The following is a 17,185-nucleotide window of genomic DNA, read 5'->3' on the forward strand; positions in this document are numbered from 1 at the left end:
CGTGTTGCGCGAAGGGTTGGCCATCGCTCCTTCGCTGATTTCAGCGTCTCCTTGCGCACGGCCTTCCGGCCGTGCGCCTCACGCCACCGCGCGTTCGCGATACATGGCGTCGATCTCGGCGGCGTAGCGCTTGTTCACGAAGCTGCGCTTCAGCTTCATGGTCGGCGTCAACTCCTCGTCCTCCGGGGTGAGCTGGCGTTCGATCAGGAAAAACCTCTTGATGGTCTCGACGCGGGCGAAATTGACGTTGACCTGCTCGATCTCGCGCCAGATCAGGTCCTGGATCTCCGTCGCCCGGCACAGGCTCGCATAATTGGTGAAGGGGATGTCGTGGTCCTGGGCGAACTTCTCGACGTTCTCCTGATCGATCATGACGAGGCAGGTGAGGTACGGCCGCTTGTCGCCGATCACCACCGCATCCGAGATGTAGGGCGAGAATTTGAGCTGGTTCTCGATCTCGGACGGCGTGACGTTCTTGCCGCCGGAGGTGATGATGATGTCCTTCATCCGGTCGGTGATGCGGACGAAGCCCTCATTGTCGATGGTGCCGACGTCGCCGGTGTGCAGCCAGCCGCGCGGATCGATGGCCTCCGCCGTCTTCTCCGGCTGGTTCAGATAGCCCATGAACAGGAAGTCGCCCTTGATCAGGATCTCGCCGTCGGGCGACAGCGCGACCTCGCCCCAGGACACGGCGGTGCCGACCGAGCCGAGCTTGATCCGCGTCGCCGGCATCATGGTGGCGACACCGCAATTCTCGGTCTGGCCGTAGACCTCGTGCATGTCGATGCCGAGCGCGAGATACCAGCGGATCAGCTCCGGCGCGATCGGCGCCGCGCCGGTGAAGGCGATGCGGCAGCGATCGAGCCCGATCATGCGGCGGATGTTGCGGAAGGCGAGCCGGTAGGCGAGCTGGTTGGCGAGGCGCAGCGACAGCGGCGGCGCCCTGCCCTCGATCCGGCAATCGACCATGCGGTAGCCGATCCCGATGGCGCGGCGGTAGACCCATTGCTGGAGCGGCGTCGCATCCTTCAGCGCGATGGTAATGGCGGAATAGAATTTTTCCCAGATGCGCGGCACCGCAAGGAAGATGGTCGGCTGCACCTCGCGCAGATTGTCCGGCACCGTCTCCGTGCTTTCGGCAAAATTCATCACCGAGCCGAGCGCGACCGAGATGTAGTAGCCGCCGATGCGCTCGGCGACATGGCAGAGCGGCAGGAAGATCAGCCGGTCTTCGTTCTCCCGCGCCGGGATGAAGTCGTTGGCATGCCGCATCTGGTGCGTGACGCTGCGGTTGGCGTGCATCGCGCCCTTGGGCGGGCCGGTCGTGCCGGAGGTATAGACGAGCACCGCGAGATCTTCAGGGCCGCGGCTGTCGATCATCTCCGGCCACAGTGCCTCGCGCCCGACCATATGATTGCGCCCGAGCGCGCGAAACTCGTCGAGCGACATCACCATGTCGTCGGAGAAGCCGCTGAGGCCCTCCATGTCGAACACGACGATCCTTTGCAGGGATGGGCAGCGTGTGCGGCAGGTGAGGATCTTGTCGAGCTGCTCCTCGTCCTCGGCGAAGATCACCTTCGTGCCGGAATCGTTGACGAGATACTGGACCTGGGACGAGGCATCGGTCGGATAGATTCCGGACGAGACGCCGCCGGTGCACAGGATGCCCATGTCGGCATGGACCCATTCCGGCACGGCATTGGCGATGATGGAGGCGACGTCGCCGGGCATGAAGCCGATCGCGCGAAGCGCGTAGGCGATCTCCTTCGAGATCTCCAGCCACTCGCGCCAGCTCGTCGGCTGCCAGATGCCGAACTTCTTCTCGCGGATCGCCGGCCTGTCGCCCCGCGTTTCCGCGGCGCGCAAGAAGCTTTTCGCGATCGTATCAGCGACCGTCAGCACCGCCGGTCGGGCCATGCGCGTCTCCTCCTTGTCGCTTCCCCTCCGCTGCCTGCCTTGCCGGCGGTCTATGTCTTGCGGACGGGCAACCCATCTAACGCCAAGTCTTGCCTTAACGCCACGTCTTCTTCTTTTTCCAGCGCCGTTCGCCCCGAGCGCCCGCTTCCTTGGCGCCAAGGTAGAATTCCTGGATGTCCTGGGAATGCATCAAGCGGTCGCAGGTGTCGTTCATCACGATACGGCCGATCTCCAGCACATAGCCGTAATGTGCCGTTTCCAGCGCCACCTTGGCGTTCTGCTCGACCAGCAGGATCGACATGCCCTGCTCCTCGTTGACGCGGCGGATGATGGTGAAGATCTCCTTCACCAGCAGCGGCGACAGGCCGAGCGAGGGCTCGTCGAGCAGCAGCAGGGTCGGCCGGTTCATCAGCGCGCGGCCGATCGCGAGCATCTGCTGCTCGCCGCCGGAGAGCTGGCCGGCCGGCTGGTCGATGCGCTCCTTCAGCCGCGGGAAATAGCCGTAGACGCGCTCCAGATCCTCCGCGACGCCGCTGCGGTCCTTGCGCGGATAGGCGCCCATCATCAGGTTCTCGCGCACGGACAGGAACGGGAACACCTCCCGCCCCTCCGGCACGTGGCTGAGGCCCAGCCGCACGATCCGGTCGGCCTCCATGCGCTGGATCGGCCTGCCCATGAACTCGATCGCGCCCTTCTGCGGATCGAGAATGCCGGAGATCGTCTTCAGCACGGTGGTCTTGCCGGCGCCGTTGGCGCCGAGCAGCGTGACGATGCGGCCGCGCGGCACCTCCAGCGAGATGCCGCGGATCGCCATGATCGGCCCGTAATAGCTCTCGATGTTGGAAAGCTTCAGGATGATGTCCGGTGTCGCCGCGGCATCCATCGCGTCAGGCTCCCAGATACGCGGCGACGACATCAGGGTGCTGCTGCACCTCGGCCGGCGAGCCCATCGCCAGCACCCGGCCATAGTTCAGCGCGATGACGCGGTCGGAGACGCGGTTGACCAGCGACATGTCGTGCTCGACCATCAGCACGGTGACGCCAAGCTCGTTCTTCATGTCACGGATCCAGAACGACATGTCGTCGGTCTCCTCGACATTGAGGCCGGAGGACGGCTCGTCGAGCAGGATCAGCTTCGGCTCAGAGCACAGCGCCCGCGCCAGCTCGATCACCTTGCGCACGCCGTAGGGCAGGCCCGAGATCAGCTTGTCGCGATAGGGCTCGAGATCGAGGAACTCGATCACCTGCTCGACCCGGCGGCGATGCAGCTTCTCGTTGGCGCGCACGCTCGGCAGGAACAGCAGCTCCTGCCAGAGCTGCGTGGTGGAATGGCGGTGGCGCCCGACCAGGAGGTTGGACAGCACCGTCGCGTTCTCGAACAGTTCGATGTTCTGGAAGGTGCGGGCGATGCCTAGTCTTGCGATATCGTAAGGCGGCTGCTCGGTGATGTCCTGGTCCTCGAAGAAGATGCGGCCCGAGGTCGGCCGGTAGATCCGCGAGATCAGGTTGAAGATCGAGCTCTTGCCGGCGCCGTTGGGCCCGATGATCGAGAGGATCTCGCCCTTCTCCACCGCGAACGACACCGCATCGACGGCCTTGAGGCCTCCGAAATGCAGCGACAGGTTCTCGGCGCGAAAATAGCTCATCGGTTGCGCTCCGACTTCACGTAGATCTTCTGCCGCTTGAAGGTGGCGCGCTTGTAGAGCGGGAAGAGCTGGAAGAAGAGCTTGATCTTGAGCCAGCGGCCGTAGAGCCCGAGCGGCTCGAACAGCACGAACAGCACGATGATGATGCCGTAGATCGCGCCCTTCAGACCGTTGAGCGACGCGAAGGCCGCGACCTTGGACTGGACGTCGGCCGCTCCCTGGGTGCCGGCGCCGAAAGCGGCGGCAATGCCGGCGATGATGCCGGGCATGTCGTCCTTCAAATAGGTCAGGAACGGGTCGATCATCACGATGAAGATCGCGCCCAGCACGGCGCCGTGCAGGCTGAAGCTGCCGCCGATCAGGATCACGATGATGAACTCGATCGAGAGCTGGAGCGTGAACATCTCCGGCGAGATGAACGAGAGCTTGTGCGCGAACAGCACGCCGGCAAAGCCGGTGATCGCCGCCGAGATCGCAAAGGACTTCACCTTGTAGAGCGCGACGTTGACGCCCATGCTGCGCGCCGCGGTCTCGCTGTCGCGGATCGCGACGAAGGCGCGGCCCGTCGGCGAGCGCAGCAGATTGAGCGTGCCGACGATGGTCAGCACCAGCACGGCGAGACACAGGAAATAGAAGGTCGGGCTGTCGCGCGGCACCGCGACGCCGAGCAGCGACAGCGTCTTGACCCGCATGCCCTCGTTGCCGTTGGTGACGCTCTCCCAGCGCGCCAGGATCTCCTCGACGATCAGGGCAAAGGAGATGGTGGCGATGACGAGATAGATGCCCTGGAGCCGCAGCGCGGGAAAGCCGACCATCGCGCCGATGATGCCGGTCAGAAGGCCCGCGGCGAGGAAGTAGACCGGGAACGGCACGTTGTATTTCTGCAAATAGGCCGCCGTGTAGGCGCCGATCGCGAGGAACGCGGCATGCCCGAGCGAGGCCTGCCCCGTAAAGCCGGTCAGGATCAGCAGCGCCACGCCGACGGTTGCATAGATGCAGACGAAGACGAGCTGGCTCATCAGATAGCTGGAGAGCACGTAAGGCGCGATCAGCAGCAGCGCGAGCAGGATGCCGTAGGAGACGAAATAGCCCGAATGCGGGAACAGCTTGATGTCGTCTTCGTAGTCGGTCTTGAACAGGAAGCGCATGGCGTTCAGACCTTCTTGCGGACGTGAAGGCCGAACAGGCCTTCGGGCTTGAGCAGCAGCACGGCGAGCAGCACGACGTAGGGCGCGACGTCCTTCCAGCCCTCGGCCAGATAGAAGCCGGCCATGCTCTCGATCACGCCGATCAGGACGCCGCCGACCACCGCGCCGGGGATCGAGCCGAAGCCGCCGAGGACCGCGGCGGGGAATGCCTTGAGGCCGAGCACGAGGCCGACATTGGAGTGAATGAAGGTGATCGGCGCCAGCAGCACGCCGGCGCAGGTCGCGACCGCCGCGCTGATCGCCCAGACGATCGACACCACGCGCTTGACCGGGATGCCCATGTAATAGGCCGCCAGCATGTTCTCGGAACTGGCGCGCATCGCGGTGCCGAGCGTGGTCTTGTTGAAGAAGAGCCAGAGCAGCGTGCACAGGATCATCGTCGCCGCGATCACCGAGAGCTTGTCGTAGGCGAGCACCAGCGAGCCGATCCGCAGCACGCCCTGGCTGAACGGCGTCTCGATCTTCAGATCATCGGTGCCCCAGATCATGCCGGCGATCGAGCGCAGGAAGTAGCCGAGCCCAATGGTCGCCATGATGATGGAGAATTGCGGATAGCCGAGGATCGGCCGCACCACCACGCGTTCGGCCAGCATGCCGAACAGCGCCATCGCGGCCACCGCACCGGCAAAGCCGATCCAGTAGTTCAGGCCCATCATGCCGATGAAGGTGAAGGCGAAGAAGCCGCCCAGCATCATCAGGTCGCCCTGGGCGAAGTTGACGACCTCGGTCGCCTTGTAGACCAGCACGAAGCCGAGCGCGATCATGCCGTAGACGCAGCCGAGCGCAACACCGCTGACCAGCTGCTGAACGAAATCCAGCATCGCCGCGCTTCCTCCTGACGCAACCGGCGGTTCTTCGATCGCCTCGTCGCATCTTGTGTCCAGTCGCTACGCAGTCGTTTCGCTGCGTCAGCGCCATTTGTCCCGGTGCCAATTCAGCCTGAACCGCCAAGCGCTGTCAACAAACGGTGACTTGCCTTTAGTCCAAGACGGATGACGGAATTTGCGGCAGTGCGATTCACCGCGCCGAAACATCTTCGGGTCATGGTCGCGGGCGATGCAAAACCGGATGGTGAGGCCGTCATGAAGCCGGACAGCTCGGCGCTCGAAGTCCGAGGGTTAACGAAGCGTTTTGACCGTCCGGCGGTCGACGGCCTCGACCTCACAGTTCACGCCGGTGAATTCTACGCCCTGGTCGGCCCCAACGGCGCTGGCAAGACCACCACTTTGCGCATGGTTGCGGGCCTCTTGCGGCCCGACGCCGGCGCGGTCTCGATCTTCGGCATCGATGCGCTCCAAAATTCGGTCGCCGCCAAGCAGGTGATGGCGTGGGTCTCCGACGAGCCCATGATCTACGACAAGCTGACGCCGCTGGAGTACCTCGAATTCGTCGCCGGGCTCTGGGGCATCGCGCCTTCCGCCTCGGAACCGGTCGCCGAGGGGCTGCTCAGCTCGCTCGGGCTCGAGCCGCACCGGCACGAGCGCTGCGAGGGCTTTTCCAAGGGCATGCGCCAGAAGGTGGCGCTGGCCGGCGCGCTGGTGCACGATCCCCGCCTCATCATCCTCGACGAGCCGCTGACGGGGCTGGACGCCGTCTCCGCCCGCCATGTGAAGGGGCTGTTGAGCGAGCGCGTCCGCGCCGGCTGCACCGTGATCATGACCACGCACATCCTCGAGGTCGCCGAGCGCATGGCCGACCGCATCGGCGTGATCGCCTCGGGCCGCCTGGTCGCCGAAGGCACGCTCACTGAGCTGCGCCAGCAGAACGGCCATGCCGACACCAGCCTGGAAGATCTCTTCATCGCGCTGGTGACGCTCCAGGAAGCCGCATGAGCTCGGCGACCGCGCTGACCTGGTTTGCCCGCCACGAGCTCCGGCTCGCCTGGCGCGAATGGCTCGCCATGATGACCGGCGGCCGGCGCAAGCGGACGCGCGTCGCCGTCATCGGCCTGCTTCTGTTCGCAGCGCTCCTGCACGTGCCGGCCTGGGCCGTGATCGGCCGCGTCGCCGACCTGCAACTGCCGCTCGACAAATCCTCGCTGATCGTGATCACCGCGACGATCTTTCTGGCCTGGACCTTGATGCTGTCGCAGGCGATCGAATCGGTGACGCGGGTGTTCTACGCCCGCGCCGATCTCGATCTGATCATGTCCTCGCCGGCGACGCTGGCCAACCTGTTCTCGGTGCGCATTGCCGCGATCGCGCTCGCCGTCACGGTGCTGGCGCTGTTGTTCTCGACACCCTTCATCGACGTGCTGGTGATCGGCGGCGGACCGCGCTGGCTTGCGGCGTTCGGCGTCGTGGTCGCGATGGGCCTGTCGGCCGCGGCGATCGCGATTGCCGTCACCATCCTGCTGTTCCGCCTGATCGGTCCGGCACGGACGCGCTTCGTGGCCCAGGTCCTCGCCGCCATCATCGGCGCCGGCTTCGTGATCGCGCTCCAGGTCGCCGCGATCATGTCCTACGGCACGCTGTCGCGCATCACCATCCTGACCTCCGGCACCTTTGCCGAACACGCCCCCGACGTCGACAGCATCTGGTGGTGGCCGGCGCGGGCGGCCCTGGGCGACAGCGAGGCGCTGTTGCTGCTTCTCGCGCTCGGACTGGTGCTGCTCGGCGGCGTCATGGCGATCTTCTCGGGCCGCTTTGCCGACACCGCGATCGATGCCGCGGCTTACGGCACATCCGGCCGCCGAGGCGCGAAGCAACGCCCGTTCCGCGGCGGATCGCGGCAGCAGGCGCTGCGCCGCAAGGAATTTTCGCTGCTGTGGCGCGATCCCTGGCTGATCTCGCAGACCCTGATGCAGCTGCTCTATCTGGTGCCGCCGGCGCTGCTGCTCTGGCGCAGCTTCACCGACAGTTCTGCCGCACTGACGCTGATCACACCCGTGATCGTGATGGCGGCGGGACAGCTTGCCGGCGGACTGGCCTGGCTGACGATCTCGGGCGAGGACGCTCCCGACCTCGTCGCGACCGCGCCGCTGACGCCGTCCAGCGTCATCCGCGCCAAGATCGAGGTGGTGCTGATCGCGATCGCGGTCATCTTCTGCCCGCTGGTCGCGGCGCTGGCGTTTGCCTCGCCGATCCAGGCCGCGGTCAGTGCCGGTGCGATCATCATCAGTGCGGCCTCCGCGACCGCAATCCAGCTCTGGTTCCGGGTGCAGGCCCGGCGCAGCCAATTCCGCCGCCGCCAGACCTCTTCCCGGCTTGCGACCTTTGCCGAGGCCTTCTCCTCGATCGGCTGGGCCGCCACCGCTGCGCTGCTGCTCGCTCTCCCCCTCGCCGGCCTCGTCAGCGGCCTGATCACCGCGAGCCTCGTCGCCATTACCTGGAAATTCAGCCCAAGACGCGAATAAGCGGCGCGGATGACAACTGCGATACTGACGCGCTGTTGATCGAAGCCCATTGGCCCCGCGCTGCATTGCGCGTTAGACTTTCTCCTGAAGTCATCGGGGACGGATATGTGGCGACTTGTTTCGGCCGCTCTGGCGCTGTTCGGCGCGCTCCTCTCGCCTGCCCTCGCTCAGCAGCAGCCCCAGCGCAGCGAATGCCTGGCGATGGCCAACACCGCGCCCCGCGCCGTCCCGGTCGCCTTCCGGCAGGCGACAGCCGCGGCCGAGGTCGAGATCACCTATGTCGGCCACTCCACCTATTTCATCGACACGCCCGGCGGCTTGCGCATCGCCACCGACTATAGCGGCGCCTATCAGGTCGGACGGTTGCCCGACGTCGTCACCATGAACCGGGCGCACAGCACGCATTACTCCTTATACCCGGACAAGCGCATTCCCCATGTGCTGCACGGCTGGGGCGAGGACGGCAAGCCGGCCATCGTGTCGGAGCGCATCGGCGACACCTTCATCCGCAACGTCACGACCGACATCCGCCGCTACTTCGGCGACGATGCCGGCACCGACATGATCCGCGACGGCAACTCGATCTTCATCTTCGAGGTCGCCGGCCTCTGCATCGGCCATCTCGGCCACCTTCACCACAAGCTCGACGACAGCCATTTCGCCCAGATCGGGCGGCTCGACATCGTGATGGTGCCGATCGACGGCACCTACACCATGTCGCTGGACGGCATCTCCGAGATCACCAGGCGGCTGCGCGCCTCCGTGGTGTTGCCGATGCACCGTTTCGCCACCCCGCTCGACGACTTCATGCGCCGGATCGGCCAGCAGTTCGAGATCGACCGGCGCATCGAGCGCTCCTTCCGGATGTCGCGCGATGCACTGCCGTCGAAGCCGACGGTGATCATCCTCGACGGCGTCTGAGGCGCAATTTTCTCCAAGCCGGCTGCCGCCCATTGGTGCTGATCTCCCCGCAACAGGAGATCGACATGACGGACTTTGCAAGATTGTTGCACGCGAATGGACCGAACTTGGAGCACGCCGCGGCGCTCCGGCTTTACGGCCGCTTCGTCGGCGACTGGGATGCCGAGATCACCGCCCGCGGCCCAGATGGAACGAAACACACCGCGCCCGGCGAAATCCATTTCGGCTGGGTGCTGGAGGGCCGCGCCGTCCAGGACGTCTGGATCATTCCCCGTCCCAGCGGCGGCCCCGCCTTTCCGGTCGCCGGCAACTGGTACGGCACGACGCTGCGGGTCTACGATCCGACCATCGATGCGTGGCGGATCTCCTGGTTCGATCCCGGCCGCAGCGTGTTCCGTCAGCAGATCGGCCGTCCGCGCGGCGATGACATCGTGCAGGAAGGCAAGACCGACGCGGGCGACCTGACGCGCTGGAGCTTTACGGAGATCGCGGACGACTCCTTCCATTGGCTCGGCGAGGTCAAGCCGGCTCCCGCAGCCGATTGGCGACTTGTGGTCGATGTGAGGGCGAGGCGACGCAAGGGTTAAGTCGAATGGATTTTGACTGAATCGATCGGGCCACGGGTTCGCTGCAACCTCTCCCGCTTGCGGGGGAGGTCGCGCCGAAGGCGCGGGTGGGGGCTCTCTCCACACTGGGAATCTCTCTGTGGAGACACCCCCACCCCAACCCTCCCCCGCAAGCGGGAGAGGGAGCGCACCTCCTCCGCCGTTGCTATGGTGCTCTGAGCAACGCGCGCTGCCGGGCGCAAGGACGAGATGCTAGGCTCCCGCCACAAAAAACATAGAGGGAGCGAACGCCGATGGCTGCAAGCGGTCTACCCGCCAACACGAGCGGGCTATTCGTCGAGCCGCGCGAGGACTGGCTCGCGCTGCATCAGGAGGAGATCATCGATCCCTCGCGGCCGATCGTCGATCCCCATCATCACCTGTGGAATCGCGGGCACCGCTACCTGATCGAGGAGATGGCGGCGGATATCGGCTCCGGCCACAACATCGTCGCCACCGTCTATGTCGACTGCCGCTCGATGTATCGGGCGCACGGGCCCGAGGCGTTCCGGCCGGTCGGCGAAGTCGAGTTCGCCAACGGCGTCGCCGCAATGAGCGCAAGCGGTGCTTACGGCACGGCCGCGATCTGCGCTGGCATCGTCAGCCATGTGAACCTGCTGCTGGGCGACGCCGCCAAGCCGGTGCTGGAAGCCGAGATCGCGGCGGGCAACGGCCGTTTCCGCGGCATCCGGCATTCCTCGGCCTGGGACCAAGATCCTGTCGTCGCGGGCATGTACGCCAACCGGCCGAAGGGACTGTTGCAGGATCCGACCTTCCGCAAAGGCTTTGCCTGCCTGGCGCCGCTGAACCTCAGCTTCGATGCCTGGCTGTTCCATCCGCAGATCGGCGAGCTGACCGAGCTCGCGCGCGCCTTCCCCGACACCAGGATCGTGCTCGACCATTGCGGCGGTCCGGCCGGCGTCGGCCGCTTTGCCGGGCGGCGCGAGGAGGTGTTTCCGCAATGGCGCGCCTCGATCCGCGAGATCGCCAAATGCGAGAACGTGGTGGTGAAGCTCGGCGGCCTCGCGATGTGCCTGCTGGGCTACGATTTCCATCTGCGCGAGAGCCCACCGTCCTCCGAGGAGCTTGCCGCGGCCTGGCGGCCCTATATCGAGACCTGCATCGAGGCGTTCGGCGCAAGGCGCGCGATGTTCGAGAGCAATTTCCCGCCGGACAAGGGCCAGTGCAGCTATCAGGTGATCTTCAACGCCTTCAAGCGTATCGCGGCGCCACTGGGCGAGGCCGAGAAGACCGCACTGTTCTCGCAGACCGCGACCGATATCTACCGGCTCCACTTGCCGTCATGACGAGAGAGGGGCCGGGATGTTGGTCCCGACCCCTCTTCCGTCGTAGCCGCTGGGAAGCGTCCTCGAAAAGTCTTGGTCCGGGCGTGCGCTAGCCGGCGCCCATCAGCGAGGCGGGACGGCGCTCGCCGGTGGAGACGAACATCCGCTTGAGCTTGTTGACGACGCGGATCAGGAAACCGATCATCACCGGATTGGTCTTGCGGCAGAAAGCGATCTTCTTGACGTGGCCTTCGACATGCCATTTGGCATGCGCGCCGTCGCGGAAGAAGATGACGTCGCCGGGACCGTAGCGCTTCGGCGGCATGCCGTCGCTTTCGAGCACGATCGATCCTTCCATGATCATGATCGTCTCGTCGATGTCGTAGTACCAGTTGAAGCGCCCTTCGGTGCAGGACCAGATGATGGTCGAGGCGGTACCGTCCGCACTGGTGGACAGGATGTGCGAGCGCGACACCGGATTGCCCTCGATGATCCAGGACGGCTCGATCGGCCGCAGCTCGAGATCCACATTGCAACTACTAATTTCAATCAATGCGCGCGACATCTGTTTCCCCAGGGGATAGAATAGGTTTTTGGCCGGGTCGGGGCCCGGATTGTTTCCAATGATGTACGCAACGCTAGTGATCGGCTTTTAATTCTTTCTTACGCAGGCCTCGACAATCAGCCGCAAGTTGCATGTGCGAAGCAGCTAACGCCGCGATTTCCCTGCAAATTCGCGCACATGAACCCATCTTTTCCGGGGTGCGACAAAATGCGCGAAGTGACCTGAAAGGAGCCGTGCTGATGCCCCTCACGCCCGAGGTTCTGACAGCCAACAGCCAGGTCGTCGCCCGGCTCGGGAGCCTTGATATCTCCTTCACGCCGGATGATGAGTCCTGGTTTACCATCGACGGCATCGAAAGCCCCCGGCAGGTCGGCAGCGACGGCTCCGGCGGCGCGTTCGTGCTGCTGCCGTCGCAGAATGTGCTCTACGTCTCATCGGAGGGCCGCGCAGGAATTATCGCTGGTACGTTCGAGGCCTTTATCCAGCTCGTCGTCGTCCGGCCCTACTGGCTCGACATTCTCAAATTCTCCGCGGGCGGCGACCTCGCGGAAATGCGGCGCGCGGCGGATGCACTGGAGGCGACCCTCGACGAAGAGGATGAGATCAACGAGGCCCGCGAGCAAATCCGCAAGGGCCTCGACCTGCCCGAGCCGGACGATCCGGTCGGTGCGCTCTACGAGGCGGTGGCTGCTTCCGACGCCATCGTGCGGGCCACCGACGGCAGCCCGTTCACGACGCTGTTCAACCGCTTCAGCATCGACAACAACCCGATGCTGCGCAACGCGGCGGCATGAGGGCAGGAGAGACTGTTGCGAGGACGTTCACCTCTCCCCAGCGGGAAGAGGTGAAGCAAACTACTTCGCCCACTCGCCCTTGCGGAACACCGGCACCTTGCTGCCGTCGGCGAGGATGCCGTCGATGTCGGTCTCGGCCGAGCCGATCATCCAGTCGATATGGATCAGGCTCTGGTTGCCGCCTTGCGCGGCGATCTGCTGCGGCGTGAGCTGGGCGCCGTTGACGAAGCATTTCGAATAGCACTGGCCGAGCGCAATGTGCGAGGCCGCGTTCTCGTCGAACAGCGTGTTGTAGAACAACAGCCCGCTCTGCGAGATCGGCGAGGAATGTGGCACCAGCGCCACCTCGCCGAGACGGCGCGCGCCCTCGTCGGTGTCGAGCACCTTGTTCAGCACCTCGGCGCCGCGCGAGGCCTTCGCGTCGACGATCCTGCCGTCCTCGAAGCGCACCGCGATGTTGTCGATCAGCGTGCCCTGGTAGGACAGCGGCTTCGAGCTCACGACATGACCATAGACGCGGCGGCAATGCGGCGTGGTGAAGACCTCTTCGGTCGGGATGTTGGCGTTGCAGCTGATACCGTTCTTGGACAGGGAGGCGCCGCCTTCCCATTCATGGCCGTCGGCAAGGCCGATGGTGAGATCGGTGCCCGGGCCTGAGTACTGCAACGCGCGGAAACGCTGGCCGTTGAGCCAGTTGGTGCGCTCACGCAGCACCGCATTGTGGCTCGCCCAATTGGCCATCGCGTCCTCGCGATCGACGCGGGAGGCCGCGAAGATCGCGTCCGCGAGCTTGCCGATCGCGACGTCCTCGGGATCGTTGGGGAACACCTGCTTGGCCCATGATGGGCTCGGATAGGCGATGATGTTCCAGTTGGTGTCGAAATTGACGATCTTTTCCAGTGCCGGCTGATAGGCCATCGAGTTGGCCTTGCTGGCGCGCGCGACCTTCGACGGATCCTCGCCCGACAGCAGCATCGGATTGTCGCCGACGATGGCGAGCCGCGCGGTGTTGTCGGAGAATGCCTTGGCCATGCCCTCATAGAGCCAGCCGGCGGCGCGATCGAAACTGTTGTCGTGACCGTGGCGGTAACGCGCCAGCGTCATCTCCTCGTCCGACAGGATCGGCGTCACGATACCGGCGCCGGCCTTGTAGGCATGAACGGCGATCCGGCGTACCAGCGGCAGCGCGATCGCCGGCGCCGTCAGGAGCAGATCCTGTCCCGGCCGCAAGCCCAGGCCCACCTTCACAGCCACCTCGGCCAGCCGGTCGAGTTTCGCAGGATCGATAGGAGTGGAGGTGATGCGTTGATCGGTCATGCCGGGTCCTCTGCCGAAAGTCTCTCGCTCAATCTAAGTCTAGCATCGCGAGACACAAGTATACGAGCGTATTGGGGGCGACGAAAGATACGCAGTTTCACGCATCTTGGTTTTCAACGCGTTGCCGATTTCAGCACCCGGTCGACCATGGCGGGAGCAAGGCCGAGGTAATTTTTCGGTGAAGTGAGCGCATCGATCGTGGCGCGGTCGATCCTGGCAGAGACGCGCGAGTCGGACGAGAGCGCGTCCGCCAGCGTCAAACCTTTCTCGTTGGCGAGCCGGCAGGCGTCATAGACCACGTCATGCGCCTCCTGCCGCCCGATCTGGGGCGCGAGCCCCATCATGACCGCTTCGGCCACAATCAGGCCCCGGCTGATGGCGAGATTGTCGTTCATCTTCGCCTCGTCGACGATGAGGCCCGCGAGCGCGAACCTCGCCTGGTGCAGCGCCCCCGCGGCCAGCACGAAGCTTTCGGGGATCGCCATCCACTCGGCGTGCCAGGGGCCGGTGGCGCGCTCGAAATCCTGCACCATCGCATCCAGCATCAGGCCCGCGTGCTGGCGCACCGCCTTGGACGCCGCCAGCATCAGTTCCGAGGAGATCGGGTTGCGCTTCTGCGGCATGGTCGAGGAGGCGCCGCGGCCCTTGACGAAGGGCTCGTAGACCTCGGCGAACTCGGTCGAGGCCATGATCATGATGTCGAGCGCGATCTTGCCGAGCGAGCCGGTGACGAGCGCGAGGAAGTTCACGGCCTCGGCAAAGCCGTCGCGCGCGACGTGCCAGGTCGAGGCGGGAACGCCGAGCTTCAGCGCGTCGCACAGCGCCTCCTGCACCTCAAAGCCCTTGTCGCCGAGCGAGGCCAGCGTGCCGGCGGCGCCGGCGAACTGGCCCACCAGGACCCGCGGCTTCAATTGCGCCAGACGCTCGGCGTGGCGATCGAACATCGCTAGCCAGATCGCGGTCTTGTAGCCGAAGGTCACCGGCAGCGCCTGCTGGAGATGAGTGCGCCCCGCCATCGGCGTATCGCGATGGCGCCTGGAGAGGTCGGCGAGAATCTTTCGCAGCTCCGCGATGTCGCGCTCGACGATCTCGAGCGCGGCACGCAATTGCAGCACTACGGCGGTATCCATGATGTCCTGCGTGGTCGCGCCCCAATGCACGTAACGGCCGGCATCGCCGCATTGCTTCACCATCTGGTGCACCAAGGGCAGGATCGGATAGCCGACGATGTCGGTCTCCTGCCGCAGCAGGTCGAAATCGAGCGCGGCAACGTCGGTCCGCGCCGCGATCTGGTCGGCGGCATCCTGCGGGATCACGCCGCATTTGGCCTCCGCCTTCGCCAGCGCCACCTCGACCTCGGCATAGCGCGCAACCAGCGCGACATCGGAAAACACCTCGCGCATCTCAGGCGTGCCGAAGGCGTCGCGGAACAGCATGGAGTCGAGCACGGTGGTCGAGGCGTGGAGAGCGGGCATGGGCGTTTCTTTATGGTTGGTGTTGTTTTGTATCGGTGCAGCTTACGCAGGCGGCGTCGTTCGGCAATGGACAATGCCGGTTCATCACACATTCGAAGTCGTGCATTGGTCTCGCCGCTGCGCGTCAAACCATCGGCGCCGTCATCCCCGCGCAACCGCGAAGCGGTTGTCGCTGGAGGTGCGAACCATGCGACGCGACGCGTCGCGTGGAGAGCCTCGAAGGATGGCAGGCCGGGATGCGGGCCGTCGCCCTTCGAGGGCCGCTGAAGAAGCGGCCACCTCAGGGTGAAGGGAAGCGCGGTCGGCGATATCAGATTGAGTACGTGGCCTGCGACAATCCGACTCCAGCCGCCACATTCTAGTCGAGGCAGCACTCCTCCCCGCAAATGGCATGGCAGCCATCTTGCGATCGCAATGAACCAAGCGGCCTCCCGGCGGACTCACAGACTTAGGTCGGAATCCGTTTTGCTTTGTCATTGCCCCGATGTCGTCGTGAGGTCTGAGTTTTCGACGTGCAGTTTCTGTTCCGGGATCACCTTCTCGACACCGACCGGCGCGAGCTGAGCCGCGAGCAGGTTCCCGTTTCCGTGGAACCGCAGGTTTTCGACCTCGTCGTCCATCTCATGGAAAACCGCGACCGGGTGGTCAGCAAGGACGAGCTGATCGACAAGATCTGGCACGGGCGCAGCGTCTCCGAATCCACCCTGACCAGCCGGATCAATGCGGCACGCAAGGCGGTCGGCGACAACGGCGCGAGCCAGGCGCTGATCCGAACCATCGCGCGCAAGGGTTTTCGTTTCGTCGGCGACGTCGAGACCAAGCTCGCCGCGGCCGCGCCGGAACCCGGCCGGTGGATACCAGCGCCGCAGGCGGCACTCGCGCTGCCCGACCGGCCCGCCATCGCCGTGCTGCCCTTCACCAATATGAGCGGTGACCGCGAGCAGGACTATTTCTCCGACGGCATCAGCGAGGACATCATCACCGCGCTGTCGAAGCTGCGCTGGTTCTTCGTCGTCGCGCGCAACTCCTCCTTCGTCTACAAGGGCCGCGCCGTGCACATGCACGAGGTCGCGCGCGAGCTCGGCGTGCGCTACGTGGTCGAAGGCAGCGTGCGGCGGAGCGGCGAGCGCGTGCGCATCTCGGCCCAGCTCAACGACGTCTCGACCGGCAGCCATCTCTGGGCCGAACGCTACGACCGCGAGCTTGCCGACATCTTCGCCGTGCAGGACGACATCACCGAGGCGATCGTCGCCGCGATCGAGCCGCAGCTCTATACGGCCGAGAGCTTTCGCGCCGGGCAGAAGCCGCCGGGTAGCCTGGATGCCTGGGACCTCGTCATGCGCGCATTGTCGCATTACTGGCGCATCACCCGCGAGGACAATGCGGCCGCGCAAGGGCTGCTCGAGAAGGCCGTCGCGGTCGATCCCGCCTATGGCAAGGCGCTGGGCCTGCTCGCGACCAGCCATATCTTCGGCGCGCATATGGGCTGGGCCGACATGGCCGCGACCGTGCCGGTCGCCGAACGCGCGGCGCTTGCGGCGGTGGAGGCCGATCGCGAGGACGCCTGGGCCCATCACGGCCTCGCCTATACCTACCTGTTCCGCCGCCGCTTCGACGACGCGCTGGCGGAGTTCGAGCTGACCTTGAGGCTCAATCCGAATTTCGCGATGGCGCACGCCTTCTACGGCGTGACGCTGTGCTACGCGGGAAGATGGCAGGACGGCGATGCCGCCGCGCGCCGCGCGCTGCGGCTGAGCCCGCGCGATCCGCTCGCGGCGATCTATTGCGGGGTCGCCGCCTATGCCCAGTTCATCGGCCGCAATTACGAGGCAAGCTTGCAGATGGCGCGGGAATCGATGCGGCAGCGCGCCGATTTCGTCGGCGCACATCGCGTGCTGACGGCGGCCGCCGGCATGCTGGGTGATCCGGCCCTTGCCGCGTCCGCGCTGGAAGGCTTGCGCCGCGCCCAGCCGGGCATCTCGCTCGCCTGGATCACAAGCGAGCTGCCGATGCTGCTGGAGCAGGACCGCGAGCATTATCTGGAAGGATTGCGGCGCGCGGGGATGGAGTAGACTTCTCGCGCAGCATCGAGAGTG

General features: G+C 65.2%; 15 protein-coding genes. 7 read left to right on the top strand and 8 right to left on the bottom strand.

Annotated elements, in window-relative coordinates; translation table 11 throughout:
- Positions 1-78: 78 nt before the first annotated feature.
- The 5 genes from ACE10W_RS37525 to ACE10W_RS37545 form a co-directional block, all read right to left on the bottom strand.
- A complete protein-coding gene (locus tag ACE10W_RS37525) occupies positions 79-1,917 on the bottom strand; it encodes a long-chain fatty acid--CoA ligase (protein WP_304548976.1) in 1,839 nt (612 codons plus the stop codon).
- 94 nt (positions 1,918-2,011) lie between these two features.
- Positions 2,012-2,800 carry an ABC transporter ATP-binding protein gene (locus tag ACE10W_RS37530; RefSeq protein ID WP_304553925.1) on the bottom strand — a complete coding sequence of 263 codons (789 nt, stop codon included), beginning with the start codon at positions 2,798-2,800 and terminating at the stop codon, positions 2,012-2,014.
- Positions 2,801-2,804: 4 nt separating this feature from the next.
- Positions 2,805-3,563, bottom strand: a complete 759-nt coding sequence (locus tag ACE10W_RS37535) for an ABC transporter ATP-binding protein (RefSeq protein ID WP_011090654.1) — start codon at positions 3,561-3,563, stop codon at positions 2,805-2,807.
- Positions 3,560-4,711 carry a branched-chain amino acid ABC transporter permease gene (locus tag ACE10W_RS37540; RefSeq protein WP_060908933.1) on the bottom strand — a complete coding sequence of 384 codons (1,152 nt, stop codon included), beginning with the start codon at positions 4,709-4,711 and terminating at the stop codon, positions 3,560-3,562. The genes ACE10W_RS37535 and ACE10W_RS37540 overlap by 4 nt, the downstream gene beginning before the upstream one ends.
- A 5-nt stretch (positions 4,712-4,716) precedes the next feature.
- The gene (locus tag ACE10W_RS37545; protein ID WP_304548979.1) at positions 4,717-5,592 is read right to left on the bottom strand and encodes a branched-chain amino acid ABC transporter permease; all 876 of its coding nucleotides are present in this window, start codon (positions 5,590-5,592) and stop codon (positions 4,717-4,719) included.
- A 261-nt stretch (positions 5,593-5,853) separates the two neighbouring features.
- On the opposite strand from ACE10W_RS37545, the gene ACE10W_RS37550 reads away from it, so the two are divergent.
- The 5 genes from ACE10W_RS37550 to ACE10W_RS37570 all read left to right on the top strand — a co-directional run bounded on the left by ACE10W_RS37550 (position 5,854) and on the right by ACE10W_RS37570 (position 10,959).
- A complete protein-coding gene (locus ACE10W_RS37550; RefSeq protein WP_060912707.1) occupies positions 5,854-6,603 on the top strand; it encodes an ABC transporter ATP-binding protein in 750 nt (249 codons plus the stop codon).
- Complete coding sequence (locus ACE10W_RS37555) at positions 6,600-8,126, top strand: permease (protein WP_304548983.1); 1,527 nt, start codon at positions 6,600-6,602, stop codon at positions 8,124-8,126. The genes ACE10W_RS37550 and ACE10W_RS37555 overlap by 4 nt, the downstream gene beginning before the upstream one ends.
- Positions 8,127-8,231: 105 nt before the next feature.
- On the top strand, positions 8,232-9,047 hold the full coding sequence (locus ACE10W_RS37560; protein WP_304548985.1) for an MBL fold metallo-hydrolase: 816 nt from the start codon (positions 8,232-8,234) through the stop codon (positions 9,045-9,047).
- Positions 9,048-9,112: 65 nt separating this feature from the next.
- Complete coding sequence (locus ACE10W_RS37565; RefSeq protein WP_304548987.1) at positions 9,113-9,634, top strand: hypothetical protein; 522 nt, start codon at positions 9,113-9,115, stop codon at positions 9,632-9,634.
- Between the two features lie 272 nt (positions 9,635-9,906).
- On the top strand, positions 9,907-10,959 hold the full coding sequence (locus ACE10W_RS37570) for an amidohydrolase (RefSeq protein ID WP_271552712.1): 1,053 nt from the start codon (positions 9,907-9,909) through the stop codon (positions 10,957-10,959).
- Between the two features lie 88 nt (positions 10,960-11,047).
- Here the strand turns inward: ACE10W_RS37570 and ACE10W_RS37575 are convergent, their stop codons facing one another.
- Entirely contained in the window at positions 11,048-11,503 is a 456-nt protein-coding gene (locus tag ACE10W_RS37575; RefSeq protein ID WP_038966115.1) for a cupin domain-containing protein, read from the bottom strand.
- 239 nt (positions 11,504-11,742) lie between these two features.
- Between ACE10W_RS37575 and ACE10W_RS37580 the strand changes: the two genes are divergently transcribed.
- Positions 11,743-12,297 carry a hypothetical protein gene (locus tag ACE10W_RS37580; RefSeq protein WP_304548992.1) on the top strand — a complete coding sequence of 185 codons (555 nt, stop codon included), beginning with the start codon at positions 11,743-11,745 and terminating at the stop codon, positions 12,295-12,297.
- A 60-nt stretch (positions 12,298-12,357) separates the two neighbouring features.
- Here ACE10W_RS37580 and ACE10W_RS37585 read toward each other — a convergent pair whose 3' ends face one another.
- Positions 12,358-13,614 carry an aminopeptidase gene (locus ACE10W_RS37585; RefSeq protein ID WP_011090664.1) on the bottom strand — a complete coding sequence of 419 codons (1,257 nt, stop codon included), beginning with the start codon at positions 13,612-13,614 and terminating at the stop codon, positions 12,358-12,360.
- A 113-nt stretch (positions 13,615-13,727) separates the two neighbouring features.
- Positions 13,728-15,089 carry a 3-carboxy-cis,cis-muconate cycloisomerase gene (gene pcaB / locus ACE10W_RS37590; protein WP_304548995.1) on the bottom strand — a complete coding sequence of 454 codons (1,362 nt, stop codon included), beginning with the start codon at positions 15,087-15,089 and terminating at the stop codon, positions 13,728-13,730.
- Positions 15,090-15,601: 512 nt separating this feature from the next.
- On the opposite strand from pcaB, the gene ACE10W_RS37595 reads away from it, so the two are divergent.
- On the top strand, positions 15,602-17,161 hold the full coding sequence (locus tag ACE10W_RS37595) for a winged helix-turn-helix domain-containing tetratricopeptide repeat protein (protein ID WP_304548997.1): 1,560 nt from the start codon (positions 15,602-15,604) through the stop codon (positions 17,159-17,161).
- Positions 17,162-17,185 lie beyond the last annotated feature (24 nt).

This window comes from Bradyrhizobium sp. B025, from assembly GCF_042257955.1.
Taxonomy (GTDB): domain Bacteria; phylum Pseudomonadota; class Alphaproteobacteria; order Rhizobiales; family Xanthobacteraceae; genus Bradyrhizobium; species Bradyrhizobium diazoefficiens.